This window comes from Streptomyces sp. NPDC058157 (assembly GCF_042884105.1).
Lineage (GTDB): Bacteria > Actinomycetota > Actinomycetes > Streptomycetales > Streptomycetaceae > Streptomyces.
This window is the reverse complement of sequence record NZ_JBHVUQ010000019.1, coordinates 42,340-66,829: the sequence shown is the minus strand read 5'-3', so window position 1 is coordinate 66,829 and position 24,490 is coordinate 42,340. Positions and strand designations below refer to the sequence as shown.

The following is a 24,490-nucleotide window of genomic DNA, read 5'->3' as shown; positions in this document are numbered from 1 at the left end:
CCGTCCCGTTCCTTTGGGGGTTTCCCGGCAGTCCTTGTCTTTCCGGGGCGGGTCGGTCTGTCAAGGGTGGCCGAAGGCCATCGCGAAGCGACGCGACGAAGGAGCGCCCTTGACAGGCCGGCCCGAACCGGAAGGACAGTGGGACTGACGGGAAAGCCCCAACCCTTCTCTGAGACCGGCCCGCCGAGACCCGGACCTTCCCCGGCCCCGCCTGCTGTCTGAGTGCCGCTCGGCGTGGCCACCGCCCCCGGCCACCGGCCCGCAGGCAGGGAGGCGGGTGGGCAGCCACCGGCCCGCCCCGCCCCTCCCCCGGCCCCCTCAGGCCCTCTGGGCCCGGACCGCGCCCATGCTTGCCGCTATGACCAGGGCGATCGCCAGGGCGTCCAGTGGGGAGAGGGCCTGGTGGAGGATCAGGAAGCCCGCCGTGGCCGCGATGGCGGGCTCCAGGCTCATCAGGATGGCGAACGTCGGGGCCGGGAGGCGGCGGAGGGCCAGGAGTTCCAGCGTGTAGGGGAGCACCGACGAGAGCACCGCCACGCCGAGGCCCAGGGCCAGGGTGGTCGGGGCCAGGAGGGCGGAGCCCGACTGGGCCACGCCCAGGGGGAGGGAGATCACCGCCGCCACCGCCATCGCCAGGGCCAGGCCGTCCGCCTGGGGGAAGCGGCGGCCGGTGCGGGCGCTGAAGACTATGTACGCCGCCCACATCGCGCCCGCGCCCACCGCGAAGGCCGCGCCGAGCGGGTCGAGGGAGCCGAAGCCGAGGCCGCCGCCGCCGTGGGCGGAGAGCAGGGCCACGCCGGCCAGGGCCAGGCCGGCCCACAGCAGGTTCACCAGGCGGCGGGAGACCAGGACCGAGAGGGCCAGCGGGCCCAGGACCTCCAGGGTGACCGCCGGGCCCAGGGGGATGCGGTCGATGGACTGGTAGAAGAGGCCGTTCATGCCCGCCATGGCCACGCCGAAGGCGACGACCGTGCCCCAGTCGGAGCGCGTGTAGCCCCGCACCTTGGGGCGGCAGATCAGCAGGAGGACCAGCGCGGCGGCCGCCAGGCGCAGCGTGACCACGCCGGCCGCGCCCGCCCTCGGCATGATCATGACCGCGAGCGCGGCGCCGAACTGCACCGAGATCCCGGCCGCGATGACGAGTGCCACCGGGCCGAAGCGGCCGCCGAGGCCGCCCTTGAGGCGGGCGGTGGCACGGGCGGCGGGCCGGGCGGGGGGCGTGGGGGTTGCGGGGGTCGTCGCGGGGGAGGGCGAGGCTGCGGGCATTTATCCAGATTAAGGGGTGGGTAAGGGTCGTGCCTCCGTGTTCTCTCTTACATCGGGTCCCCGGCGTCCGGGGGGAGCGCCTCCGCCAGGAGTTCCGCCAGGTGGCGGGCGCGGTGGCCGGAGAGCTGGGCGATCTGGGTGCGGCAGGAGTAGCCGTCCGCCAGGACGGCGGTGCCGGGGGCGGCGGTGCGCAGGGACGGGAGCAGCTGTTCCTCCGCGCAGGCCACGGAGACGGCGTGGTGGCCGGGCTCGAAGCCGAAGTTGCCCGCGAGGCCGCAGCAGCCGCCGCTGAGCTCCCCGGTGAGGCCGGCGCGGTCGCGCAGCCGCCGGTCGGCGGTGTCGCCGAGGACGGCGTGCTGGTGGCAGTGGGTCTGGCCGGCGACGGGCCGGTCCAGGCGGGGCGGGGTCCAGTGGGGGGCGTGTTCCTCGAGGGTCTCGGCGAAGGTGCGGACCGCTGCCGCGAGGCGGTGGGCCCGGGGGTCGTCGGGGAGGAGGGCGGGGAGGTCGGTGCGCAGGGCGGCGGCGCAGCTGGGTTCCAGGACGAGGACGGGCCCGTCGGGAGGGGTGTCGCCGAGGGTGTCGAGGGTGCGGCGCAGGATCTTGCGGGCGCGGGTGAGGCGGCCGGTGGAGACGTAGGTCAGGGCGCAGCAGACGCGCCCGGCGGGGAGGGTGACGGGGAGGCCTGCGGCCGCCAGTACGCGGACGGCCGCGCGGGCGGTGTCGGGGGCGAGGTGGTCCGTGAAGGTGTCCGGCCACAACATCACCGTCGTCCCAGCCGCCCCCTCCGCCCCTCCGCCCCGCCACCAGCCGGTGAACGGGGTTCGCGTGATCTCCGGGAGGCTGCGCTCCCTGGTCAGGCCCGGCAGCGGGAGTAGTCGGCCCGCGAGGTTCGTCAGGGGTGCGGCGCGCAGGCGGGCGATCAGCCGGAGCCAGGTCGGCAGGCCGCCCAGGAGGTAGTGGGACAGGGGGCGGGGGCGGCCCCGCCAGTGGTGGTGGAGGAACTCCGACTTGTACGCGGCCATGTCGACACCGACCGGGCAGTCGCTGCGGCAGCCCTTGCAGCCCAGGCAGAGGTCGAGGGCTTCGGCCACCTCCCGCGAGCGCCACCCGTCGCGGACGATCTCCCCCGCGAGCATCTCGTGGAGGAGCCGGGCCCGGCCGCGCGTGGAGTGCCGTTCCTCTCCCGTGGCCCGGTAGGAGGGGCACATCACCGCCGGGCCGCCGGTCTCCCCGGTGCGGCATTTCGCCACGCCGACGCAGCGGGCGACCTCGTTCGCGAAGGGGGTCGGGGGCAGGACCTCGAAGCGGAGGTTCTCGTCCAGGCGGGCCGGGCGGACGAGGATGCCGGGGTTCATGCCGCCGGCCGGGTCCCAGAGGTCCTTGTAGGCGCGGAAGAGTGCCATCACCTCCGGGGGGTACATGCGCGGCAGCAGCTCCGCGCGGGCCTGGCCGTCGCCGTGCTCGCCCGACAGGGAGCCGCCGTGGGCGGCGACCAGGTCGGCGAGGTCGCCGGAGAAGGAGCGGTAGCGGGACACGCCCGCGGCGGAGGCCAGGTCGAAGTCGATGCGGACGTGGACGCAGCCTTCGCCGAAGTGCCCGTACGGGGTCCCGCGCAGCCCGTGCCGGGCCAGCAGGGCGCGGAACTCGCGCAGGTAGGCGCCGAGCCGGGCCGGGGGGACGGCGCAGTCCTCCCAGCCGGGCCAGGCCATCCCCCCGTCGGGCATCCGGGTCGCCGTGCCGGCGGCGTCCTCGCGGATCCGCCACAGCGCCCGCTGCGCCGCCGGGTCCGCGACGACCACCGCGTCGAGGGCGTCGGCGGCCCGGACGAGGCTGCGCGCGGCCCCCTCGTCCCGGGTCTCCACGAACAGCCAGGCCCCGCCCCGGGGCAGTCCGGCGGCGTCCCGCACGAGGTCCTGGGCCATGCCCTCCACCGTCAGCGGCCCGTACGCGAGGAGCCCGGCGGCGGCGTCGGCGGCGGCGCTCTCGTCGGGGTAGCCGAGGACGGCGAGGGCGGGCGCGGGCGGGAGTTCCACGAGGCGCACCACGGCCTCGGTGACCACCCCGAGCGTGCCCTCGCTGCCGCAGAAGGCCCGGGCGAGCCGTACGCCGCGTTCGGGGAGGAGGGCGTCGAGGCCGCCGTAGCCGGAGATGCGGCGGGAGAAGCCGCCGGCCATGCCCGTGCGCAGCGCGGCCAGGTTCCCGGCGACCAGCTCCCGCAGTCCGGCGGGGGCGCCGGACCAGCCCTCCGCGAGCCGGTACTCGGCGCCGCCGTACGCGGTCACCGCCAGCTCGGTGACGTTGTCGGCGGTGGTCCCCCAGGCGACGGAGTGGGCTCCGCAGGCGTTGTTTCCGATCATTCCGCCGAGGGTGCAGCGGGAGTGCGTGGACGGGTCCGGGCCGAAGGTCAGGCCGTGCGGGCGGGCGGCGTCCCGGAGGCGGTCGAGGACGAGTCCGGGCTGGACGACGGCGGTGCGGGTGTCCGGGTCCAGGGACACGAGGGCGTTCATGTGCCGGGTGAGGTCGAGGACCACGCCCGTCCCGGTGGCCTGGCCGGCGATGGAGGTGCCGCCGCCGCGCGGGACGACGGGGACGCCGACGTCGGCGCACACCCGCAGGGCCGTCGCCACGTCCTCGGCGTCGCGCGGGGCGACGACGCCGACGGGCACGCGCCGGTAGTTGGAGGCGTCCATGGTCACCAGGGCCCGGGCGGCGGCCCCGAAATCCACCTCCCCGCGCAGCTCGGCCCGCAATGTCCGTTCGAGTTCCCCAGGAGACGTCACGGGCCACATCTACCCATCAGCCGCACATCACCCTCCGTCGTCTCACCGGGTGGACGCGCTTCCGACGGCCGGTCCGGGACCCGATACGCTCCGCACGTGGCTGAGATCCAGATTCCCGCTGACATCAAGCCCGCCGACGGTCGCTTCGGCGCGGGCCCCTCCAAGGTGCGGACCGAGGCGCTGGACGCCCTCGCCGCCACCGGTAACTCCCTGCTCGGTACCTCCCACCGCCAGGCCCCGGTCAAGAACCTGGTCGGATCGGTGCGCCAGGGCCTCCGGGACCTCTTCTCCCTCCCCGAGGGCTACGAGGTGATCCTGGGCAACGGCGGCTCCACCGCCTTCTGGGACATCGCGACCGCCGGTCTCATCGAGCGGAAGTCCCAGCACCTGACCTTCGGCGAGTTCTCGTCCAAGTTCGCCAAGGCCGCGAAGCTCGCGCCGTGGCTGGACGAGCCGTCCGTCATCTCCTCCGAGCCGGGCACGCACCCCGAGCCGGTGGCGGAGGCGGGCGTGGACGTGTACGCGTACACGCACAACGAGACCTCGACGGGTGTGGCGGCGCCGATCAAGCGCGTCGCGGGCGCCGACGCCGGTTCGCTCGTCCTGGTGGACGCGACCTCGGGTGCGGGCGGTCTGCCCGTGGACATCACCGAGACCGACGTCTACTACTTCGCCCCGCAGAAGTCCTTCGCCTCGGACGGCGGCCTGTGGCTGGCCGCGTTCTCCCCGGCCGCCCTGGAGCGGGCCGCGCGCGTGCACGCGTCGGGCCGGCACATCCCGGAGTTCTTCTCGCTGCCGACGGCGATCGACAACTCGCTGAAGAACCAGACGTACAACACCCCGGCGCTGGCCACCCTCTTCCTGCTGGACCAGCAGCTGGAGTGGATGAACGGCCAGGGCGGCCTGGAGTTCACCACCTCCCGCACGGCGGCCAGCGCGGCCCACCTGTACGGCTGGGCGGAGGCGTCGAAGTACGCGAGCCCGTTCGTGCAGGACGCCGGCAAGCGCTCGGCGGTCATCGGCACGATCGACTTCGACGACGCGATCGACGCGGCGGCGGTGGCGAAGGTGCTGCGCGCCAACGGCATCGTGGACACCGAGCCGTACCGCAAGCTCGGCCGCAACCAGCTGCGCATCGCGATGTTCCCGGCGATCGACCCGGCGGACGTGCAGGCGCTGACGGGCTGCATCGACTACGTGATCGAGCGCCTCTGATCCTGCCGGCACCCGCCCGCTGACACACGGGGAGCCCCCTGCGCCGCCGAGGCGCCGGGGGCTCCTCGCGTTCCACCGCCCTGCGGTGCGCCGGGACCTTGGTCCCAAAAATCGGGGCAAAGAGCACGCAAACGGACCACCCTCGACACCCCCGCCGCCTGCGCGTTCTCCGCCCGGGACCTTCGGCAGGGGGTCCCCCGGCCGCCCGGCGCGGCCGCAACCGAGCGGATGGAATGTCCCTCATGTCTGGTGTGCCGGGAAAAACCCGGCCGTCCGTTCAGGAGGAGATCCCATGCGCAAGGCCCGCACCGTACGCACCCTCTCGTCGATAGCCCTCGCCTCGGCGCTGGCCGTCGGTGGCGGCGCCGCCACCACCGCCTTCGCCGCCGACGCCCCGTCCCCCTCCCCCTCCGCGACCACCCCCGCCGCCAAGGCGTCCGTGACGGTCCCGAGCTCGCCCGTGAAGCCCGGCGACGCGGTCAGCGTCACCGTGACCGCCCCCGCCGGGTCGAAGGACCTGGCCGTGTCCTCCGCCGCGCTCGGCGCCGTCACGCTCTCCCCCGGCAAGGACGCCGGCACCTGGACCGGCACCGCCACCGTCGGACACGTCAAGGACGGCGGCTACGGCGTCGCCCTCACCGGCACCGGCCCCGACGGCGCCAAGCTCCAGGCCACCGCCCAGCTGACCGTCAAGGCCGGCTCCCCCAAGCCCAAGCCGACCCCCGCGCCGTCCACCCTCCAGCTGTCCGCCGACTTCGGCCGGCCCGGCGACAAGGTCGTCGTCACCGTGAAGACCTCCGAGAAGGAGGCGTACGTGAAGTCCGCCGCCTTCACCGGCGGCCGCGTCGACCTCAAGGGCGACGGCAAGGGCACCTTCACCGGCACCGCGACCGTCGCCCAGGACGTGAAGACCGGCTCCTACGGCATCGAGGCCTTCGCGGGCGGCAAGAAGTTCGACACCGTGAGGTTCTCCGTCGAGGCCAAGGCCACCCCCGGCACCAAGCCCCTCAAGCCGCTGACCCCCGGCGAGCACAAGACGCCCAAGGGCTCCGTCAACACCGGCCAGGCCCCCGCCGATGCGTGAGTGCGCCCCCACCCGCCGCCGGGGCGGCCGCGCACACCGCGCCGCCGCCCTGGCGGGGGCCGCGGCCCTCGCCGCCGCCCTCGTCTCGGGCTGCTCCGCCGGCGACGACGCCTACCGGAACAAGGCCGCCGACGCCGCCGGCAACGCCGCCGCCGTCTCCGCCCTCCCGGCGTCCGTCCCCGACCGGGTCGCCGTCCCCTCCCTGCACATCGACGCCCCCCTCGACGCCGTCGGCCTCGACCCCCAAGGCGTCATGCGCGAACCCGACTTCGCCACACCCCAGGACGCCGCCTGGTACCAGGAGGGCCCCACCCCCGGCGAACCCGGCGCCGCCGCGATCGTCGGCCACATGGACACCCCCCAGGCCCCCCAGGCCGTCTTCTTCCGCCTCAAGGACATCGCCGAGGGCGGGGAGATCGACGTCCACCGCACCGACGGCACCACCGCCGTCTTCAGCGTCGACGCCGTCGACACCTTCAAGAAGGACGCCTTCCCCACCTCGAAGGTCTACGGCGACACCCACGGCAGGGCCGAACTCCGCCTGATCACCTGCGGCGGAAACCTCACCGCCGACCGCCACTGGGACTCCAACGTCGTCGTGTTCGCCCACCTCACGGGCAAGAGCTAGTCGCCCACGCGATACCTTCACAGCTGTACGTGGAGGCAGCACAGCGTGTGGAGGCAGCGGCGTGAACGTGCGAGTGACGGCGGCACCGAGCGGCATGGACCCCTTCAGCACCGCCCGGCTGCGGCGCACGGTGCTGGACGCGTGGGCCGCCGGGCCCGCCCGGTTCCGTGAGGACGCCAACGCCGAGGAGGACCTGGCGCTCGGCGGCTACCGCGACCGGCTCGCCGTCGAGCTGGCGCAGAACGCCTCCGACGCGGCCGCCCGCGGCCGCGTCCCCGGCCGGCTGCGGCTCACCCTGCACCCCGCCGCCCCCGGCGAAGGCGGCCACGGCGTGCTGGCCGTCGCCAACACCGGTGCCCCGCTGGACGCGACGGGCGTCGAGTCGCTGAGCACCCTGCGCGCCTCCGCCAAGCGCGAGGGCGCCTCCGCCGCCGACACCGTCGGCCGGTTCGGCGTCGGCTTCGCCGCCGTCCTCGCCGTCTCCGACGAGCCCGCCGTCCTCGGCCGGCACGGCGGCGTGCGCTGGTCCCTCGCCGAAGCCCGCGAAATGGCCCGCGAGGCCGCCCACTTCAGCCCCGGCCTCGGTGACGAACTGCGCCGCCGCGACGGCCACGTCCCGCTGCTGCGCCTGCCGCTGCCCGCCGAGGGCACCGCCCCCGACGGCTACGACACCGTCGTCGTCCTCCCGCTGCGCGACGCGGCCGCCGCCGACCTCGCCGAACGCCTCCTGCACGGGGTCGACGACGCCCTCCTGCTCACCCTCCCCGGGCTGACCGAGGTCGTCGTCGACACCCCCGCCGGCGGCACCCGCACCCTCTACCGGCACACCGACGGCCCCTACACCGTCATCGAGGACTCCGCCTCCGGCACCCACCGCTGGCGCACCGCCCGCGCCAGCGGCCCCATCGAGCGCGCACTCCTCGCCGACCGGCCCGTGGAGGAACGGCTGCGCCCCGCCTGGTCCGTCACCTGGGCCGTCCCCGTCGACCCCGACGGCGCCCCCGAACGCCCCCGCACCGCACCCGTCGTCCACGCCCCCACCCCCACCGACGAACCCCTCGGCATCCCGGCCCTGCTCATCGCCTCCCTGCCGATGGACACCTCCCGCCGCCACCACGCGCCCGGCCCGCTGGCCGACTTCCTCGTGGAGCGCGCCGCCGACGCCTACGCCGAACTCCTCGCCGCCTGGGACCCGGTGACCCCCGCCCTGGTGGACCTCGTCCCCGGCCCGCTCGGCAAGGGCGAGCTCGACGGCGCCCTGCGCGCCGCCGTCCTCCAGCGCCTCCCCCGCACCGGCTTCCTCGCCCCGGCCGCCCCGTCCGAGGAGCTCTCCCGGCTGCGCCCCTTCGAGGCCGAGGTGGTCGAGGGCGCCGGAGCCGACACCGTACGGGTCCTCGCCGAGGTCCTCCCGACCCTGCTGCCCGCCGGGCTGGAGCGGCGGCCCGAGCTGCGCACCCTGGGCGTGGGCCGGCTCCCGCTCGGCGACGCCATCGAGCGGATCGCCGGCATCGAACGCACCCCGCAGTGGTGGCACAGCCTCTACGACACCCTCGCCGGGGTCGACCCCGACCGGCTGTCCGGCCTGCCCGTGCCCCTCGCCGACGGCCGCACCGCCATCGGCCCGCGCCACATCCTGCTGCCCGGCGCGGACACCCCCGCCGACCTGGCCCGCCTCGGGCTCAAGGTGGCCCACCCGGACGCCGCGCACCCGCTGCTGGAGAAGCTCGGCGCCCTGCCCGCCACCGCCCGCGCCGTCCTGACCACCCCGCAGATCCGGGCCGCCGTGGCCGGCTCGCTCGACGCGGGCGAGATCTGGGACGAGGACTCCGACGCCCCCGACGCCGACGAGCTCGCCGAGATCGTCCTGACGCTGGTCCGCGACGCCGGCCTGGCCCCCGGCGACGAACCGTGGCTGGGCGCCCTGGCCCTGCCCGACGAGGACGGCGAACCGACCCCGGCCGGGGAACTCCTCCTCGCCGGCAGCCCGCTCGCCTCCGTCGTCCGCGAGGACGAGATCGCCTACCTGGACCCCGAACTCGCCGCCCGCTGGGACGCCGACACCCTGGCCGCCTGCGGGGTGCTGACCACCTTCCAGCTGGTCCGCGCCACCGACGTGGTCCTCGACCCGGACGAGCTGGAACCCCGCGACGGCGACTACGCCGAGCCCGACGACGCCGGGCTGCTCGACGCCGTCGACGTGTGGTGCGAGGACATCCTCGACCAGTTCCCCGACTCCCCCGTACCGCCCGTCGCCACCGAGCTGATCGCCGTGCGCGACCTCGACCTCGTCGACGACGACCGCTGGCCCCAGGCCCTGGCGATGCTCGCCCAGCCCCCGCTGCGCGACGCCCTCACCCAGCCGGTGCGGGTCCTGCTGCCCGACGGCACCACGCAGTCGGTGCGCCCCTACACCGCCTGGTGGCTGCGCGACCACCCCGTGCTCGACGGCCGCCGCCCCGCGGGGCTGCGCGCGGCGGGCGGCGACCCGCTGCTGGCGGGCCTGTACACCCCGGCGGACGCGACGGGCTTCGAGGACGAGCAGGTGCTGCGCGCGCTGGGCGTACGCACGACGGTGGCCGCCCTCCTCGACGAGCCCGGCGGCGCGGCCGAGCTGCTGGGCCGGCTCGCCGACCCGGACCGCGAGGTGTCGGGCCGGCAGCTGCACGGGCTGTACGGGGCGCTGGCCGACCTGGACCCGGAGCAGGTGACGCTCCCGGACGAGCTGCGGGCGGTGGTGGACGGGGAGGTGGTCGTGGTGGACGCGGCCGAGGCGGTCGTCTGCGACGCCCCCGACCTGCTCCCCCTGACGGAGGGCCTCCCCCTCCTGCCCGTCTCCCCCTCCCGGGCGGCGGAGCTGGCGGAGCTGTTCCAGGTGCGGCGGCTGTCGGAGAGCGTCCCGGCGGAGGTGACCACGCCGGGCGAGGAGCACGAGGTCCCGGACGCGGTACGGGTCCTGCTGGGCCCGGCCGCCCCGACGGCGTACGTGGAGCACGAGGAGCTGGTGGCGGGCGGCACGGAGCTGGACTGGCGCCTGACCCCGGACGGCGTGCTGCACGCGGCCACCCTGGAGGGCGTGGCGGCCGGCCTGGCCTGGGCGGCGTCCCAGTGGCCCCGCCGCTTCGAGGTCGCGGCCCTCCTGGAGGACCCGTCCCGCACGGCGGAGCTCGCGCGGGACCGGTGGTTCGACTAGACGGGCTCGATGCGGATGCGGTGGCCTGCCAGGAGCTTCCGCAGATCGTCGGTGTCCGAGGTGAGCACGGAGACGTCCGTCCGGGGTTGCGCGAAGCGCAGCGCCACGGCCGCGAGGACCGCGTCGATGGCGTACTTGTGACCGTGCAGCCCAGCATGGGTCAGCAGGTCACGCGCCTCGGTGAAGATGCGGTCGTCGGTGTGCACGACCTCGATGCGCGACAGGGTCCAGTCCCAGGCCTTGCCCTGTCTGGCGGACCGGGGGTCCCATGCCTCGAGAACGGTGAGTGCCGAGGTGACGACATGGATCCCGTTCCGCGAGGCGGCCCGCACGAAAAGGGCGACCGTCTCGTCCCCACGCGACGCCTTGGACAGGGCCTCGCAGTCGAACACGAAGACGCGGCGGCGCGTGGGGAGCGTACGCGGGGGTCGCGGGGTCATGCGGCACGCTCCTGCAGGGGTTCCGCCGCGACCTCCTCTTCTTCCTGTTCCTGGGGTCTGGCGTACTCCCCGACACGCGTGGCGTCATGCCAGGCGTCCATCTCCGTGATGCGGTCGAGAACCGCTTCGTAGGCCTCCTCGGAGTAGGGGCCGAATTCCTCCTCGAGCATCGTCGACAGCTCCGCGAGCTTCTGCATCGCGATCCGCTCCTCGACGGCTTCGGTCACGTAGGCGGAGACGCCACGCGCGTCCACCCGCTCCTTGATGTACTCCAGGACCTCTTCGGGCAAGGTGATGGTCACCTTCTTGGTTGCCATACTCCGAGTATCACCAGCCCGGGCCGCGCCTGTCATCACCCGGAAGGGTGCACCTCCAGACGCCGGCCGGGCCCCGCCCGGCCGGCGTCTGGAGCAGCGGGGCCTACGCCGCCGCGGCCAGCTCGCGCTGCGGGGCCGCCGGGACGAACGTGAGGCCGTGGCGGCCGACGCGCAGGCGGAGGTTGCCGACGCGGCGCAGGATCAGGCCCACGGCCACCGCGGCCGCCAGCGAGACCAGGCCGCCCGCGGCCATGCCGAGCCGGGCCCCGTAGGTGTCGGTGATCCAGCCGACCAGCGGGGCGCCGACGGGGGTGCCGCCGGTGAAGACCATCATGTAGAGGGCCATCACCCGGCCCCGCATCTCGGGGTCGGTGGCCATCTGGACGCTGGAGTTCGCCACGACGTTGACCGTCAGCCCGAACATCCCGACCGGCACGAGCAGCGCCGCGAACAGCCAGAAGCCGGGTGCGAAGGCCGTCACCAGCAGGAGGACGGAGAACAGCACCGCCGCCGTCACCAGCAGCCGCAGCCGGGTGTTGCCGCGGCGGGCGGCGAGCAGGGCGCCGGCCAGGGAACCGGCCGCGATCAGGGTGTTGAACACGCCGTAGGTGCCCGCGTCCCCGTGGAAGACGTCGTCGACGAAGGCCGACAGCCAGATCGGGAAGTTGAACCCGAAGGTGCCGATGAAGCCGACCAGGACGATCGGCCAGACCAGCTCGGGCCGGCCGGCGACGTAGCGCAGGCCCTCCCGCAGCTGTCCCTTGGCGCGCGGCCGCGGCTCGACCACGTACAGCTCGCGGGTGCGCATCATCAGCAGCGCGGCGATCGGCGCCGCGAAGGACAGCCCGTTCAGCAGGAAGGCCCAGCCGGAGCCGACGGCGGTGATGAGCACGCCGGCGATCGCCGGGCCGACCAGCCGCGCGGACTGGAAGTTCGCGGAGTTCAGGCTGACCGCGTTGGCGACCTGCGCGGGGCCGACCATCTCGGAGACGAAGGTCTGCCGGGCCGGGTTGTCCACGACCGTGACCAGGCCGAGCAGGAACGCGGCGAGGTACACGTGCCACACCTGGACGTTCCCGGCCAGGGTGAGGGCGGCGAGCGCGACGCCGGTCAGGCCCATCGCGGTCTGGGTGGCGATCAGCAGCGGCCGCTTGGGGAGCCGGTCCGCGAGGACGCCTCCGTAGAGGCCGAACAGCAGCATCGGCAGGAACTGCAGGGCGATGGTCACGCCCACGGCGGACGCGGAGCCGGTCAGGGAGAGGACCAGCCAGTCCTGCGCGATGCGCTGCATCCAGGTGCCCGTGTTCGACACGACCTGGCCTGCGGCGAAGAGCCGGTAGTTCCGGATCCTCAGTGAGCTGAACATGGAGTTCGAGCGGGTGCCCGGTCCTCTGTTCCCGCTCGGGGTCTGGGGGGTGGGTAGGTGGCCGGGTGCGGAGTTCCCTCCGGTTCCCGTACTCAAAAGCGTTCGCCTCCTGGCGTCGTTCCTATAGGTGCGCGAGCTTCTCCAGGACGGGGGCGGCGGCGCGGAGCTTGGCCCATTCGTCCTCGGTGAGCTCTGCGGCGAGCCCGGCCAGGAAGGCGTTGCGCTTGCGGCGGCTCTCTTCGAGCATCGCCTCGGCCACCTCCGTCTGGCTGACCACCTTCTGGCGGCGGTCGTCGGGGTGCGGTTCCAGCCTGACCAGTCCCTTGGCCTCCAGCAACGCGACGATGCGGGTCATCGACGGCGGCTGGACGTGCTCCTTGCGGGCGAGCTCACCGGGGGTGGCCTGGCCGCAGCGGGCGAGGGTGCCGAGGACCGACATCTCGGTCGGGCTCAGCGATTCGTCGACGCGCTGGTGCTTCAGGCGCCGGCCCAGCCGCATCACGGCGGAGCGCAGGTCGTTCACGGCGGCAGCGTCGTCGCCATGGGAGAGGTCTGGCATGTACTTAGAATAACTCATTACTCTGGCTAACGAACGCAGGGGTGGGGTGGGGTGGGATCCGGCCGGATCACTCGTACGGGTGAGTCGGGCGTGGAAAGGGGCGCATGCGCGCACCCCGTGGCCCGACCCTTTCGGCATGGGGACACATGTGCTGAGCATGCGCATAGACGGGGAGCTGCTGGAGCGGCTGAGGCACCACGCCGCCAAACGCGGAATGAGCGTCCAGGACTATGTCGTCCGGACGCTCATTCGCGATGACTTCGACGAGCGGTTCAAGGCCGCCGTCGACGAGACGGAGAAGTTCTACGGGCTTACGTGAGGCCGAGCGCCGGCATCGCGTAGTAGAAGACGAAGACCGCCGAGACGGCGTACATCGCGGCCGGGACGTCGCGGCCCCGGCCGGTCGCCAGGCGCAGCACGCAGAAGCTCACGAAGCCGATGCCGATGCCGTTGGTGATCGAGTAGGTGAACGGCATCATCACCATGGCCATGAAGGCCGGGACGGCGATGGTGAAGTCGCTCCAGTCGATGTCCCGGACCGAACCGGCCAGGATCAGGAAGCCGACCGCGACGAGGGCGGGGGTGGCGGCCTGCGAGGGGACCATCGTGGCGAGCGGGGTCAGGAACAGCGAGACCGTGAACAGGCCGCCGGTGACCACGTTGGCCAGGCCCGTACGGGCGCCCTCGCCGACGCCCGCCGTGGACTCCACGAAGCAGGTGGTGGCGGAGGACGAGGTGGCGCCGCCGGAGGCGACGGCCAGGCCGTCGATCAGCAGGACCCGGTTGATGCCGGGGAAGGTGCCGTCGGGCCTGGTCAGCTTGGCCTCGTCGCCGACGCCGAGGATGGTGCCCATCGCGTCGAAGAAGCAGGACAGCAGGACGGTGAAGACGAACAGGACGCCGGTCAGCACGCCGACCTTGTCGAAGCCGCCGAAGAGGCTGACCTGGCCGACCAGCCCGAAGTCGGGGGCGGCCACCGGGTTGCCCGGCCACTGCGGGACGGTCAGGCCCCAGGCGAGGTCCGGCAGGTCGGCGACCAGCTGCACCGCGACCGCGACGACGGTCATGGCGACGATGGAGATCAGGATGGCGCCCGGGGTCTTGCGGATCATCAGCGCGATGGTGAGCAGCACGCCGACGACGAAGATCAGGACGGGCCAGCCGTGCAGGTGGCCGTTGCCGCCGAGCTGGAGCGGGACCGTGGTGTGGGCGGCGTCCGGGATGCGGGTGACGAACCCGGAGTCGACCAGGCCGATCAGCATGATGAACAGGCCGATGCCGATCGCGATGCCCTTGCGCAGGCCGAGCGGGACGGCGTTCATGACCCGCTCGCGCAGTCCGGTGGCGACCAGCAGCATCACGACGAAGCCGGCCAGGACCACCATGCCCATGGCGTCGGGCCAGCTCATGCGCGGGGCGAGCTGGAGGGCGACGACGGTGTTCACGCCGAGGCCGGCGGCCAGGGCGATCGGGACGTTGCCGATGACACCCATGAGGAGGGTGGAGAAGGCGGCCGTCAGGACGGTGGCGGTGACCAGCTGGCCGCCGTCGAGCTGGTGCCCGTACATGTCCTTGGCGCTGCCGAGGATGATCGGGTTCAGCACGATGATGTAGGCCATCGCGAAGAAGGTCGCGAAGCCGCCCCGGACCTCGCGGGCCACGGTCGAACCGCGTTCCGAGATCTTGAAGAAGCGGTCCAGGCCGCTGGTGGGGGCCGCGGCGGGTGCCGAGGTGCTCATGCGGTCCTCAAACTGAGTCGAATTGGTGATTCCTACGAAGCAATCCGGCCGTAGGCAAACCGTTTCAGTATGAACACATGAACGGATGCCAGTCCATCTGCGCGCGTAGACCCGGAATTCGGCCACCTAGACTGGACCGCATGGCGAAGTGGACCCCTACGCACGAGGCGCCCGAACCCCTGGAGGGGCCGGTTGTCGCCACCATCACCGGCGGCACGATCCTCTGGTTCGCCCTGTTCGTCGTCCAGCTGCCCTTCTACGGCTGGTTCGCGGACCAGAAGCTGCTGTGGTGGCTGTGGACCTGCGCGGCCGGCGGCGCACTCGGCCTGATCGGCATCTGGTACGTCCGCGGCCGCGACGCCGCGATCAAGCGCCACGCCGCCGAGCAGGCAGCCGGGGCCGAGGGAGCGGACCAGGCCGGCCCGGCGCAGCAGACGGGCGGCGGGGCCTAGCGGGCCCAGCCCGTCCTGTCCGGGCCCGACCCGGGGAGGATTCCCGTCATCCTGAGGTCGGATCTTCCCGCCTCTCGGCGGGTGGCGGGGCGGAACGCCCCTTACCGTCGAAAACATGACCCAGTCGGCGAGGATCGACCATGACGGGCCCGAGCGGCCCGGCGCCGCCATCGACGCGGGAGCCGAGCTGGACCCCGTCCACCCGGTGAAACCCCCCGCCCCCCGCTTCAAGCCGGGCGGACTGACCACCGCCGAGGTCGCCGAACGCGTCGCGCGCGGCGACGTCAACGACGTCCCGCTGCGCTCCTCGCGCTCCACCGCCGACATCGTCCGCGCCAACGTCTTCACCCGCTTCAACGCCATCATCGGCGTCCTGTGGGTGATCATGCTGTTCGTCGCGCCGATCCAGGACAGCCTCTTCGGCTTCGTGATCGTCGCCAACACCGGCATCGGCATCATCCAGGAACTACGCGCCAAGAAGACCCTCGACGGGCTCGCCGTCATCGGCGAGGCCAAACCGAGCGTGCGCCGCGACGGCACCACCGCCGAGATCTCCACCTCCGAGATCGTCCTGTCCGACGTCATCGAGCTCGGCCCCGGCGACAAGGTCGTCGTCGACGGGGTCGTCGGCGAGGCCGACGGCCTGGAGATCGACGAGTCCCTCCTGACCGGCGAGGCCGACCCCGTCCTGAAGAAGCCCGGCGACCAGGTCATGTCCGGCTCCTTCGTCGTCGCCGGCGGCGGCGCCTTCACCGCCACCAAGGTCGGCCGCGAGGCCTACGCCGCCCAGCTCGCCGAAGAGGCCTCCCGCTTCACCCTCGTCCACTCCGAGCTGCGCACCGGCATCTCCACCATCCTCAAGTACGTCACCTGGATGATGATCCCGACCTCGATCGGCCTGATCATCAGCCAGCTCGTCGTCAAGGACGACAACCTCAAGGACGCGATCGCCCGCACTGTCGGCGGCATCGTCCCGATGATCCCGGAAGGGCTCGTCCTCCTCACCTCCGTCGCCTTCGCCGTCGGCGTGATCCGGCTCGGGCGCAAGCAGTGCCTGGTCCAGGAGCTGCCCGCCATCGAGGGCCTCGCCCGCGTGGACGTCGTCTGCCTCGACAAGACCGGCACCCTCACCGAGGGCGGCATGGACGTCACCGAGCTGCGCCCGCTCGGCGGCGCGGAGCCGGAGTACGTCAAGAAGGTGCTCGGCGCCCTCGGCGAATCCGACCCGCGCCCCAACGCCAGCCTCCAGGCCATCATCGACGCCTACCCCGACAGCGCCGAGTGGCGCTGCACGGAGTCCCTGCCCTTCTCCTCCGCCCGCAAGTACAGCGGCGCCAGCTTCAGCGAGGGCGACGGCGAGAACAACACCTGGCTGCTCGGCGCCCCCGACGTGCTCCTGCCCAGCGGCGACCCGGCCCTGGAGGAGATCGACGGTCTCAACGAACAGGGGCTGCGGGTCCTGCTGCTGGCCCGCTCGGCCCGTGAGCTCGACGATCCGGCCGTCGCCAGCGGGGTCAGGCCGACCGCCCTCGTCGTCCTCGAACAGCGGCTGCGGCCGGACGCCGCCGACACCCTGCGCTACTTCGACGAGCAGGACGTCAAGGCGAAGGTCATCTCCGGCGACAACGCCGTCTCGGTCGGCGCGGTCGCCGGGAAGCTGGGCCTGCCCGGCGCCGCCGACACCGTCGACGCCCGGCACCTGCCCGCCGAACGGGACGCGATGGCCGAGGTCCTCGACGGCAACGCCGTCTTCGGCCGGGTCACCCCGCAGCAGAAGCGGGACATGGTCGGCGCCCTCCAGTCCCGCGGGCACACCGTCGCCATGACCGGCGACGGGGTCAACGACGTCCTCGCCCTCAAGGACGCCGACATCGGCGTCTCGATGGGCTCGGGCTCCGAGGCCACCCGCGCGGTCGCGCAGATCGTCCTCCTCAACAACAGCTTCTCCACCCTGCCGTCGGTGGTCGCCGAGGGCAGGCGGGTCATCGGCAACATCACGCGCGTGGCGACCCTGTTCCTCGTCAAGACGGTCTACTCGGTGCTTCTGGCTATCCTGGTCGTCTGCTCCCAGGTCGAGTACCCCTTCCTCCCCCGCCACCTCACCCTGCTGTCCACCCTCACCATCGGCGTCCCCGCCTTCTTCCTGGCCCTGGCGCCGAACAAGGAACGGGCCCGGCCCCACTTCGTGAGGCGGGTCATGCGCTACGCCGTCCCCGGCGGGGCGGTCGCGGCGGCGGCCACCTTCACCTCGTACCTGATCGCGCGCCACCACTACTCCGGCCCGGACTCCCTGACGGCGGAGACCAGCGCGGCCACGCTGACGCTTTTCCTGACCTCGCTGTGGGTCCTGGCGATCATCGCCCGGCCGTACACGTGGTGGCGGGTGGCACTGGTGGCGGCGATGGGGGCGGCGTTCCTCGTCGTCCTGGTCGTCCCCTGGCTGCAGCACTTCTTCCAGCTGAAGCTGGAGGGGATCACGATGCCGTGGATCGCCGTCGCGATCGCGGCCGCGGCGTCCGCCCTCATCGAAGCCGCCTTCCGCTGGGTCGACCACCGCTTCCCGGCGTAGGCCGGCCCCGCGCGGCGGCTATCGTCGGAGTCATGAGGCTTTTCGCCGCCGTGCTGCCCAGCGCCGACGCCACCGCCGAGCTGCGCGAGGCCGTGGCGGCCGCGCCGGACGGCACGGACCTCCGCTGGACCGGCGAAGCCGGGTGGCACTTCACGCTCGCCTTCATGGGCGAGGTCGACGACGCCCGGCTCCCCGAACTGCGCACCCGCCTGGGGCGGGCGGCAGCCCACACCGCCCCCTTCCGGCTCCGCCTCCACGGCTCCGGACACTTCGGCCGCCGCGCCCTGTGGGTCGGCGCCGCCGGCGGGCTCGACGCGTTGCGGCTGCTCGCCGAGCGGGCCGACGCCGCGGCCCGGCGGTCCGGGATCCCGATGGAGCAGCACCGCCGCTACACCCCGCACCTCACCCTCGCGCGCGCCCGCCACGACGGCGCCGACCTGCGGCCCTGCCTGGACGCCCTCGCCGGGTTCGAGGGCACGCCCTGGCAGGTCGACACCCTCAGCCTCGTCCGCAGCAACCTGCCCGTCTCCGGCGTCGCCGGGGAGCAGCCGCGCTACGAGGTTGTCGGTGCCTGGCCCCTGACCGGCCATTAGCACTATTCGGGCACTCGTGCAGGGTTTTAGGAAAAGGTTTCACATCCGGAGGCAAAGGATCCGCTGAACCCTTGCCGTGCCGACGGCGGCCCGATGTGATGCGCGAGTCCTGTCGCTGAACCGGACGCACCGCGCTCCCCCGCGCGGGCCGGGGGACGGCCGGGGGCGCGGCCGACCGGAGTCAGCAGTACGCCCGAACAACGAGGTCGAACCACACCGTGCGTCAGATATCGCCCGTCGCCACCCTCTTCGCCGTCGCGGTCCTTCCGCTCGCGCTCACCGGCTGCTCCCTCATCCCCAAGGAGGCCGCCAAGGCCGCCGTCAAGGCCGCCGCCCCCTCGGCCCCCACGGGGGCGCCGGCCACCGACGGACCCAACAAGGGCCTCCTGACGGGCGTGCAGCTCAAGGCCGCGCTCGCCCCCGCCTCCTTCTTCCCGTCCGGCTACACCGCCGACCCCTCGGACGCCCGCGACAGCGGCCCCACCTACCGGCCGCCGGTCGCCGCCGAGGTGCCCACCCCCGACTGCACCAAGCTCGGCGGGACCGCGTGGACGGGCATCACCGGCATCGACGGCGTCTCGTTCGCCCAGGACGCCTACGTCAACAAGAACTCCTCCGAGGAGTACGCCCAGGAGATCGACGTCTACCAGGGCACCACCTCCACCACCGTCCTCGGTGCCCTCGGCATGCTCTCCAAGGCCTGCCCGAGCTTCACCGACGAGCAGACCCACGGCAAGGTGACCGTCACCGAGAAGCCCCTCGCGGGTGTGGGCGACGGCGCCTGGGTCATCACCGAGACCAGTCCCGAATGGATGGGCGGCACCACCCTGGTGGCCGCGCGCGTCGGCCACTCCGTGGTGACCGTGCTGGTCAGCGGCAACGGCGACAAGGGCCTGGCCGGCGCGACCAAGCTGACCAACCAGCTGGTCTCGAACCTCAAGGGCAAGGCCTGACCCACGGCCGCCCCGGTGCCGCCCCCGCCCCGCGGGGGCGGCGCCGCCCCGTCCGCCCTCAGGACCCCTGGTGCGTGATCGTCACGTACAGGTACTCGTCCAGCAGCTTCGCCAGCGGCAGCCCCGGCCGGCCCAGCTCGGCGGCCAGCGCGGCCTCGTCCGGTCCGCCGCTCTCCAGCCCCGGCGCGGGCGGCAGCCCGACCTCCGCCCCGCCCTCCAGGTGCGCGCGGGCCACCTTGGCCGGTACGCACATCCGCCAGGCGTCGGTGACCAGTTCCGCCAGCTCCGCCACGCCGAGGGCGGCCATCCGCGCCTCGACCCAGTGGTAGCGCAGGTCCCCGGCGCCCGGCAGGAGGAACTTCTCCGGCTCGGCGGCGACGAGCGCGGCCCGCTCCTCCTTGGGGAAGGCGAAGCCCAGCCCGGTCTCGTCCCGCGAGAGGGCGAGGTAGACGATCCGGCCGATCCGGAACTTCACCCGGTCGCGAACGAGGTGCTCCTCGGTGCGCGGCAGCGCGAGCGCCAGCCGCCGTACGTCGTCGACTGTGACCATGACGGAAGTCTCGCAGCCCCTGGCACGGGGCCCGGGCGCCTTCGCGTTAGTCTCGACGGGTGGACCCGAAGACCAGAAACCGTGTCATGGCCGGTGTGCTCGTGCTGATGTTCGTCGTCGTCGCCGTGGCGGCCGCGGTCGGCCAGTAGCACCGTTCGCGGCCGCCCCGCCGGGACGGGCGCCTACCAGGCGAAGGCCTCCGGCGAAGGGCCCGGACCGGGGAAGATCTCGTCCAGTCCGGCGAGGACCTCCTGCGACAGTTCCAGCTCCACCGCCCGCAGCGCGGACGCGAGCTGCTCCGGCGTGCGCGGGCCGACGATCGGGCCGGTGACCCCGGGCCGGGTCAGCAGCCAGGCCAGGGCCGTGTCGCCGGGTTCCAGGCCGTGCTTGTCGAGCAGGTCCTCGTACGCCTGCACCTGCGCCCGTACCGTGGCGTCGGCGAGGGCGTCCGCGGTGCGGCCGGAGGCGCTGCGCCCCTCGGACGCGCCGGCGGCCTGCTTGCGGATGGCCCCGCCGAGCAGCCCGCCGTGCAGCGGGGACCACGGGATGACGCCGAGCCCGTACTCCTGCGCGGCCGGGATGACCTCCATCTCGGCGCGGCGTTCGGCGAGGTTGTAGAGGCACTGCTCGCTGACCAGGCCGAGCCGGCCGGTGCGCGCGGCGGTCTCGTTGGCCTGGGCGATCTTCCAGCCGGGGAAGTTGGAGGAGCCGGCGTAGAGGATCTTGCCCTGCTGGATCAGGACCTCGACGGCCTGCCAGATCTCCTCGAAGGGGGTCTGCCGGTCGACGTGGTGGAACTGGTAGACGTCGATGTGGTCGGTCTGCAGCCGCTTGAGGCTGGCGTCCACGGCACGGCGGATGTTGAGGGCCGAGAGGCGGTCGAAGTTGGGCCAGGTCTCGCCCTCGCGGTACATCGAGCCGTAGACCTTGGTGGCGAGGACCGTCTTGTCGCGGCGGCCGCCGCCCTGGGCGAACCAGGTGCCGATGATCTCCTCGGTGCGGCCCTTGTTCTCACCCCAGCCGTAGACGTTGGCGGTGTCGAAGAAGTTGACGCCCGCGTCGAGCGCGGCGTCCATGATCGTGTGGCTGGTGGGTTCGTCGGTCTGCGGACCGAAGTTCATCGTGCCGAGTACGAGTCGGCTGACCTTGAGGCCGGTGCGTCCGAGCTGCGTGTACTTCATGGGGACCAAGTCAATGGCTTGGAGTGCGCTCGAAGCAAGACCCCCGCCCCCGGGGCGCGTTACGCGTCGTCCGCCACCGGGCGGTAGGGGCCGCCGATGCCCCAGGCCTGGTGGAGGACGGCCGCGAACTCCCCGGCCAGGCGGTGCTCGCCGGAGGCGTTGGGGTGCGTGCCGTCGTAGGTGTCGCGATGGATGTCGTACGCCTGCGGGCGCGCGGCCAGCAGCACCGGCGAGGCGGCGTCGGCGAGGTCGGCGACGGTCTTGGCGAGGAGCTCGTTGAAGCGGACGACCTCGGCGGCGAAGGGGGCGTCCTCCTCGGCCCGGACGTTGGGAATGACCGGCAGGAACACCATCCGGACGCCGGGACGGGCCGCGCGGGCGGCCGCGATGAACGCGCGGACGTTCTCGGCCGTCTGGTCGGCCTTCGTGTAGAAGCCGAGGTCGATCAGGCCGAGGGAGACGAGCAGCACGTCCGCCCCGCTCTCGCGGACGGCGGGCCCGATCAGCGGGGCCATGTGCTGCCAGCCCTCGCCCCAGCCGGCCAGGTGGCGGCGGGCGGGCGCGGGGAAGCCGGGGGCGGCGTAGTCGTCGCCGGCCGCGGTGTCGCCGGCCGGGTCGTACAGCGCGCTGCGCGGGCCGACGATCTCGAAGGAGCCGTCGCCCAGGGTGGCGCGCAGGTGCTGCCACATCCGGTAGCGCCAGGTGAAGTCGCCGGCGCGCCCGATGGTCATGGAATCGCCGACGAACATGAAACGCATCCGGTCATCATCGCGGATCACGTGGCGCGCACCCCTGTGATGCCGGACACGCCGGGGGCCGGAGCGGGCACGGCCCCTGACGGGGCGGGGGCTGGCAGGCTGGGGGGATGCGCCTGCCGACCGTCCCGACGACCGCCGCTCCCGCCGCTCTCGCCGCCTTCGCGGCTCTCGCCCTGGGCCTGCTGCCGGCGGGCCCCGCCGCGGCCAACGGAGCCGCCCCGGCCGCCAGCCCGGCCCCCACGGCGTCCGGGTTCACGATCACCGATCCGCGGATCACGGAGTCGAGCGGGCTGGCGGCCAGCCGGATCCACCCGGGCGTCTACTGGACGCACAACGACAGCGACGACGGCCCGTACGTGTACGCGGTGGACTCGGCGACGGGCAGGACGGTGGCCCGGATCACGCTGGGCGGCATCGGCACCCCGCGCGACGTGGAGGCCATCTCGCTGGGCCCGGACGGGAACCTCTACGTCGGTGACATCGGGGACAACCGGGACGGCACCTGGGACCACGTGTGGATCTACCGCTTCCCGGAGCCGAAGGAACTGCACGACGCGACGGTCACGGCCGAGCAGTTCACGGCGGTGTACGCGGACGGGCCGCGCAACGCGGAGGCGCTGATGGTGCATCCGGTGACGGGCCGGGTGTACATCGCGAGCAAGAACGAGAAGGGCGGCGGCCTCTACGAGGGCCCGGAGAAGCTGTCGGCGGACGGGCGCAACGTCTTCCGGCGGATCGCGGAGGTGCCGTGGGTGACGGACGGGGCGTTCTCCCCGGACGGCACCCGGCTGACGCTGCGCGGCTACTTCACGGCGCGGACGTACCCGTGGAAGGACGGCCGCCCGCAGGGGGAGGGCGAGCGGGTGGACGCGCCCTGGCAGGGGCAGGCGGAGTCGGTGACGTACTCCGCGGACGGCAGGACGCTGCTGTTCGGCGCGGAGGGCGTGTCCAGCCGCGTGGTGGCCGTCCCCGTGGCCCCCGCCACCACCCCGCCCCCCTCGGCCCCCGCCGCCCGCCCCCCGGCCGCGGGCCCGGCCGGACAGCCGGGCCCGTCGGACGGCAAGGGCGGCGGCTTCACCAGGGGCGCCCTGCTCGTCGCAGCCGCCGCAGCCCTGGCCCTGGCAGCCAGACGCACCCTGAGGCGCCGCCCGAAGCCCTGACCTCAGGGCCGGATTCGGGCCGTCGGGCGGCAGTCGGGGCCGGTCAGGTGCGGTCCTCGTCGATCGGGATGCGTGTCCGGCCGTCGGGGCCCGTGCCGTTCACCGGGGTGGCGGCGGGGGTCTTCGCCTCCCCGTCCCCCTCGCCCTTCTGCCGGTCGGACATCGAGGCCAGCAGCTGCCGGGCCACGCCCAGCCCCGTGCCGCCCATCGTCAGGGCCTTCGCGAACATCTCCGACATCCCCTCGGCCCCGTTCAGCAGCACCATGTGCTCGACGTTGCCGAAGGCGCCCGCGCCCGCCTGGACGATCGCCGGCCAGTTCTCCGCGAGCTGCTGGGCGACCACCGCCTCCTGGTTCTCCGCGAGGGCCGCGGCCCGCGCCTTGATCGCCTCGGCCTCCGCCAGACCCTTGGCCTTGGCCGCCTCCGCCTGCGCGAGACCGTTCGCCCGCGCCGACTCGGCCGCCGCGAGGCCCTTGGCCTGCGTGGCCGCCGCCTCCGCCTCACCGCTGACCCGGGTCGCGGTGGCCGCCGCGTGCCCGCGCGCCTCGGTGGCCTGGGCCTCGGCGGCCGCGGCCGTCTTGACCCGGGTCGCCTCGGCGGCGGCCGCCAGCTCCGTCTCCTTCGCCTTGGCCTGCGCCGCCGAGATCCGCGCGTCGCGCTCCGCCTCGGCGAGCGTCCTCGTCTGGTACGCCGCCGCGTCCGCCGGCTTGCGCACGTCGGCCTGGAGCTGCTGCTCGCGCCGGTGCGCCTCCAGCTCCGCGACCCGGGTCTCCTGCACGACGACCTCCTGGCGGGCGGCCGCCTCGGACAGCGGGCCCGCCTGCCGGGCGGTGGCCGCGGCCTTGTCCCGTTCGGCCTGGTAGCCGGCCTGGAGGATCTCGCTGTCCCGGGTGGCCTCGGCCATCCGGGCGAAGGCCGTCTGCTCGGCCTCCGTCGCCAGCCGGTTCGCCTCGGCCTGCGCGATGCGCGCGTCACGCTGCACGGCGGCGGCGTGCGGCATCGCGAGGTTCTTGATGTACCCCGTCGGGTCCTCGATCTCGTGGATCTGCAACGAGTCCACGATCAGCCCGAGCTTCTCCATCTCGGTCCCGCAGGCCGCCCGGGTCTGCCCGGTCAGCTTCTCCCGGTCGCGGATCATGTCCTCGACCGTCAGACCGCCGACGATGGACCGCAGATGACCGGCGAAGACGATGTGCACCCGCTCGGGCATCATCTTCTGCTGGTCGAGGAAACGGCGCGCGGCATTGGCGATGGACACGTAGTCGTCGCCGATCTTGAAGATCACGACGCCCTTGACCCGCAGCGGGATCCCCTGGTGGGTCACGCAGTCCACGTTCAGCTGCGTCTCGTTGAGGTCCAGCGACAGCTTGCGCACGGCCTGCACACCGGGCAGGACGAGCGTGCCGCGGCCGGTGACGATCCGGAAGCCCATGCCCTCGCCGATGCCCTCGGTCTTGTGCGTGGAACCGGAGATGACGAGCGCCTCGTTCGGTTCGGCCACCCGCCACATGAGCTTGAACAGGCCGATCAAGGCAATGATTGCGGCGAGAACCACTCCCGCCACGACGCCGATAGCCATCGGCAACGCCCCCTTAGCGCGGTGCCGTTCGGCACCGACGGGGGTGAGTGTGCGCCTGGTGGGGCCCGGTGGAGAAGTGGCCGGATCATTCTTGTCGCCATCTTGATACGA

The 24,490-nt window shown here is 73.4% G+C and carries 21 protein-coding genes; 10 read left to right on the top strand and 11 right to left on the bottom strand.

The genetic code is table 11. From position 1 onward, the window contains the following. Window positions 1–318: 318 nt before the first annotated feature. Window positions 319–1,266 (bottom strand): DMT family transporter, encoded by a 948-nt coding sequence (locus ACFVXK_RS07540; protein WP_389610585.1) that lies wholly within the window; start codon window positions 1,264–1,266, stop codon window positions 319–321. 47 nt (window positions 1,267–1,313) lie between these two features. Further along, window positions 1,314–4,046, bottom strand: coding sequence for an FAD-binding and (Fe-S)-binding domain-containing protein (locus tag ACFVXK_RS07535; protein WP_389610584.1), 2,733 nt, complete (start codon window positions 4,044–4,046; stop codon window positions 1,314–1,316). A gap of 96 nt (window positions 4,047–4,142) precedes the next feature. Here ACFVXK_RS07535 and serC point away from each other — a divergent pair, with 96 nt between their 5' ends. The 4 genes from serC (at window position 4,143) to ACFVXK_RS07515 (ending at window position 10,163) form a co-directional block, all read left to right on the top strand. Then, window positions 4,143–5,261 carry a phosphoserine transaminase gene (gene serC, locus ACFVXK_RS07530; protein WP_389610583.1) on the top strand — a complete coding sequence of 373 codons (1,119 nt, stop codon included), beginning with the start codon at window positions 4,143–4,145 and terminating at the stop codon, window positions 5,259–5,261. A gap of 292 nt (window positions 5,262–5,553) precedes the next feature. Further along, window positions 5,554–6,345 carry a hypothetical protein gene (locus ACFVXK_RS07525; protein WP_389610582.1) on the top strand — a complete coding sequence of 264 codons (792 nt, stop codon included), beginning with the start codon at window positions 5,554–5,556 and terminating at the stop codon, window positions 6,343–6,345. Then, the gene (locus tag ACFVXK_RS07520) at window positions 6,338–6,973 is read left to right on the top strand and encodes a class F sortase (RefSeq protein WP_389610581.1); all 636 of its coding nucleotides are present in this window, start codon (window positions 6,338–6,340) and stop codon (window positions 6,971–6,973) included. The genes ACFVXK_RS07525 and ACFVXK_RS07520 overlap by 8 nt, the downstream gene beginning before the upstream one ends. 94 nt (window positions 6,974–7,067) lie before the next feature. Next, window positions 7,068–10,163, top strand: coding sequence for a sacsin N-terminal ATP-binding-like domain-containing protein (locus ACFVXK_RS07515; protein WP_389610590.1), 3,096 nt, complete (start codon window positions 7,068–7,070; stop codon window positions 10,161–10,163). Here ACFVXK_RS07515 and ACFVXK_RS07510 read toward each other — a convergent pair. The 4 genes from ACFVXK_RS07510 to ACFVXK_RS07495 all read right to left on the bottom strand — a co-directional run bounded on the left by ACFVXK_RS07510 (window position 10,160) and on the right by ACFVXK_RS07495 (window position 12,845). After that, window positions 10,160–10,603 carry a PIN domain-containing protein gene (locus ACFVXK_RS07510; protein ID WP_389610580.1) on the bottom strand — a complete coding sequence of 148 codons (444 nt, stop codon included), beginning with the start codon at window positions 10,601–10,603 and terminating at the stop codon, window positions 10,160–10,162. The genes ACFVXK_RS07515 and ACFVXK_RS07510 overlap by 4 nt on opposite strands. Next, window positions 10,600–10,920, bottom strand: a complete 321-nt coding sequence (locus tag ACFVXK_RS07505) for a hypothetical protein (protein WP_389610579.1) — start codon at window positions 10,918–10,920, stop codon at window positions 10,600–10,602. Before ACFVXK_RS07505 ends, ACFVXK_RS07510 begins: the two co-directional genes overlap by 4 nt. A 103-nt stretch (window positions 10,921–11,023) precedes the next feature. After that, window positions 11,024–12,382: an MFS transporter gene (locus ACFVXK_RS07500; RefSeq protein ID WP_389610578.1), complete on the bottom strand. Its 1,359-nt coding sequence runs from the start codon at window positions 12,380–12,382 to the stop codon at window positions 11,024–11,026. 25 nt (window positions 12,383–12,407) lie between these two features. After that, window positions 12,408–12,845: a MarR family winged helix-turn-helix transcriptional regulator gene (locus ACFVXK_RS07495; RefSeq protein WP_079429105.1), complete on the bottom strand. Its 438-nt coding sequence runs from the start codon at window positions 12,843–12,845 to the stop codon at window positions 12,408–12,410. A 136-nt stretch (window positions 12,846–12,981) separates the two neighbouring features. Here ACFVXK_RS07495 and ACFVXK_RS07490 point away from each other — a divergent pair, with 136 nt between their 5' ends. Further along, the gene (locus tag ACFVXK_RS07490; protein WP_007265601.1) at window positions 12,982–13,164 is read left to right on the top strand and encodes a hypothetical protein; all 183 of its coding nucleotides are present in this window, start codon (window positions 12,982–12,984) and stop codon (window positions 13,162–13,164) included. Here the strand turns inward: ACFVXK_RS07490 and ACFVXK_RS07485 are convergent. Next, window positions 13,157–14,584, bottom strand: a complete 1,428-nt coding sequence (locus ACFVXK_RS07485; RefSeq protein ID WP_389610577.1) for an NCS2 family permease — start codon at window positions 14,582–14,584, stop codon at window positions 13,157–13,159. The two genes, ACFVXK_RS07490 and ACFVXK_RS07485, sit on opposite strands and share 8 nt — an antisense overlap. Before the next feature lie 140 nt (window positions 14,585–14,724). Here ACFVXK_RS07485 and ACFVXK_RS07480 point away from each other — a divergent pair, with 140 nt between their 5' ends. From ACFVXK_RS07480 to ACFVXK_RS07465, 4 genes are all read left to right on the top strand, one after another. Then, entirely contained in the window at window positions 14,725–15,036 is a 312-nt protein-coding gene (locus ACFVXK_RS07480) for a DUF2530 domain-containing protein (protein WP_389610576.1), read from the top strand. Between the two features lie 115 nt (window positions 15,037–15,151). Then, window positions 15,152–17,605, top strand: coding sequence for an HAD-IC family P-type ATPase (locus ACFVXK_RS07475; protein WP_389610575.1), 2,454 nt, complete (start codon window positions 15,152–15,154; stop codon window positions 17,603–17,605). 32 nt (window positions 17,606–17,637) lie between these two features. Continuing rightward, on the top strand, window positions 17,638–18,198 hold the full coding sequence (thpR, locus tag ACFVXK_RS07470) for an RNA 2',3'-cyclic phosphodiesterase (protein ID WP_389610574.1): 561 nt from the start codon (window positions 17,638–17,640) through the stop codon (window positions 18,196–18,198). Between the two features lie 218 nt (window positions 18,199–18,416). Next, a complete protein-coding gene (locus ACFVXK_RS07465; protein WP_389610573.1) occupies window positions 18,417–19,151 on the top strand; it encodes a hypothetical protein in 735 nt (244 codons plus the stop codon). A gap of 58 nt (window positions 19,152–19,209) precedes the next feature. Here the strand turns inward: ACFVXK_RS07465 and ACFVXK_RS07460 are convergent, their stop codons facing one another. The 3 genes from ACFVXK_RS07460 to ACFVXK_RS07450 all read right to left on the bottom strand — a co-directional run bounded on the left by ACFVXK_RS07460 (window position 19,210) and on the right by ACFVXK_RS07450 (window position 21,640). Continuing rightward, window positions 19,210–19,701 (bottom strand): MmcQ/YjbR family DNA-binding protein, encoded by a 492-nt coding sequence (locus tag ACFVXK_RS07460; RefSeq protein WP_389610572.1) that lies wholly within the window; start codon window positions 19,699–19,701, stop codon window positions 19,210–19,212. Window positions 19,702–19,883: 182 nt separating this feature from the next. Beyond that, on the bottom strand, window positions 19,884–20,882 hold the full coding sequence (locus ACFVXK_RS07455) for an aldo/keto reductase (RefSeq protein ID WP_389610571.1): 999 nt from the start codon (window positions 20,880–20,882) through the stop codon (window positions 19,884–19,886). Between the two features lie 59 nt (window positions 20,883–20,941). Further along, on the bottom strand, window positions 20,942–21,640 hold the full coding sequence (locus ACFVXK_RS07450) for a GDSL-type esterase/lipase family protein (protein WP_389610570.1): 699 nt from the start codon (window positions 21,638–21,640) through the stop codon (window positions 20,942–20,944). 107 nt (window positions 21,641–21,747) lie between these two features. On the opposite strand from ACFVXK_RS07450, the gene ACFVXK_RS07445 reads away from it, so the two are divergent. Further along, window positions 21,748–22,800: a WD40 repeat domain-containing protein gene (locus ACFVXK_RS07445; RefSeq protein ID WP_389610569.1), complete on the top strand. Its 1,053-nt coding sequence runs from the start codon at window positions 21,748–21,750 to the stop codon at window positions 22,798–22,800. A 43-nt stretch (window positions 22,801–22,843) separates the two neighbouring features. On the opposite strand, the gene ACFVXK_RS07440 is transcribed toward ACFVXK_RS07445, so the two are convergent. Next, a complete protein-coding gene (locus tag ACFVXK_RS07440; protein ID WP_389610568.1) occupies window positions 22,844–24,379 on the bottom strand; it encodes a flotillin family protein in 1,536 nt (511 codons plus the stop codon). Between the last annotated feature and the right edge of the window lie 111 nt (window positions 24,380–24,490).

Excerpts from the sequence above, each read along its gene's own strand:
- ACFVXK_RS07540 (WP_389610585.1), bottom strand. The coding sequence starts at position 1,266 with ATGCCCGCAGCCTCGCCCTCCCCCGCGACGACCCCCGCAACCCCCACG.
- ACFVXK_RS07525 (WP_389610582.1), top strand. The coding sequence starts at position 5,554 with ATGCGCAAGGCCCGCACCGTACGCACCCTCTCGTCGATAGCCCTCGCC.
- ACFVXK_RS07520 (WP_389610581.1), top strand. The coding sequence starts at position 6,338 with ATGCGTGAGTGCGCCCCCACCCGCCGCCGGGGCGGCCGCGCACACCGC.
- ACFVXK_RS07515 (WP_389610590.1), top strand. The coding sequence starts at position 7,068 with ATGGACCCCTTCAGCACCGCCCGGCTGCGGCGCACGGTGCTGGACGCG.
- ACFVXK_RS07510 (WP_389610580.1), bottom strand. The coding sequence starts at position 10,603 with ATGACCCCGCGACCCCCGCGTACGCTCCCCACGCGCCGCCGCGTCTTC.
- ACFVXK_RS07505 (WP_389610579.1), bottom strand. The coding sequence starts at position 10,920 with ATGGCAACCAAGAAGGTGACCATCACCTTGCCCGAAGAGGTCCTGGAG.
- ACFVXK_RS07495 (WP_079429105.1), bottom strand. The coding sequence starts at position 12,845 with ATGCCAGACCTCTCCCATGGCGACGACGCTGCCGCCGTGAACGACCTG.
- ACFVXK_RS07490 (WP_007265601.1), top strand. The coding sequence starts at position 12,982 with ATGGGGACACATGTGCTGAGCATGCGCATAGACGGGGAGCTGCTGGAG.
- ACFVXK_RS07485 (WP_389610577.1), bottom strand. The coding sequence starts at position 14,584 with ATGAGCACCTCGGCACCCGCCGCGGCCCCCACCAGCGGCCTGGACCGC.
- ACFVXK_RS07480 (WP_389610576.1), top strand. The coding sequence starts at position 14,725 with ATGGCGAAGTGGACCCCTACGCACGAGGCGCCCGAACCCCTGGAGGGG.
- ACFVXK_RS07475 (WP_389610575.1), top strand. The coding sequence starts at position 15,152 with ATGACCCAGTCGGCGAGGATCGACCATGACGGGCCCGAGCGGCCCGGC.
- thpR (WP_389610574.1), top strand. The coding sequence starts at position 17,638 with ATGAGGCTTTTCGCCGCCGTGCTGCCCAGCGCCGACGCCACCGCCGAG.
- ACFVXK_RS07460 (WP_389610572.1), bottom strand. The coding sequence starts at position 19,701 with ATGGTCACAGTCGACGACGTACGGCGGCTGGCGCTCGCGCTGCCGCGC.
- ACFVXK_RS07455 (WP_389610571.1), bottom strand. The coding sequence starts at position 20,882 with ATGAAGTACACGCAGCTCGGACGCACCGGCCTCAAGGTCAGCCGACTC.
- ACFVXK_RS07450 (WP_389610570.1), bottom strand. The coding sequence starts at position 21,640 with ATGCGTTTCATGTTCGTCGGCGATTCCATGACCATCGGGCGCGCCGGC.
- ACFVXK_RS07445 (WP_389610569.1), top strand. The coding sequence starts at position 21,748 with ATGCGCCTGCCGACCGTCCCGACGACCGCCGCTCCCGCCGCTCTCGCC.
- ACFVXK_RS07440 (WP_389610568.1), bottom strand. The coding sequence starts at position 24,379 with ATGGCTATCGGCGTCGTGGCGGGAGTGGTTCTCGCCGCAATCATTGCC.